A 345-nucleotide genomic window follows, 5' to 3' on the forward strand; every position below is an offset into this window, starting at 1 on the left:
TACTGTTAAGTGTAATTGGCAGGATGTTGCCTGGCCGGGTGTATCATCTGGCGGCTGTAAGCCGCGTTGGTAAAGAACTGTGTCAGAGATTAAGCGTGTAAGCAGATGCTTAACAAGTAATCCTATTCTGAGTTTTGAGAGAATCATTGTTACTACTCTTTAGCAACACTCTCTACTTATATAAGAAAGAAAAAGCCTTAGTGCAAAGAACACCAAGGCTTTTCTTAATAAGTATGGCAGCTACCTACTCTCCCGCATGATAGTGCAGTACCATCGGCCATGAGGGGCTTAACTTCTCTGTTCGGAATGGGAAGAGGTGAACACCCTCGGCATAACCACCATAAG

At 44.1% G+C, this 345-nt stretch carries 1 rRNA gene; it reads right to left on the minus strand.

The window, feature by feature from the left end:
* Window positions 1-231: 231 nt before the first annotated feature.
* Window positions 232-343, minus strand: a 5S ribosomal RNA gene (gene rrf / locus HGH90_RS31520).
* Window positions 344-345 lie beyond the last annotated feature (2 nt).

Source organism: Chitinophaga sp. Ak27 (assembly GCF_012726295.1).
GTDB lineage: Bacteria > Bacteroidota > Bacteroidia > Chitinophagales > Chitinophagaceae > Chitinophaga.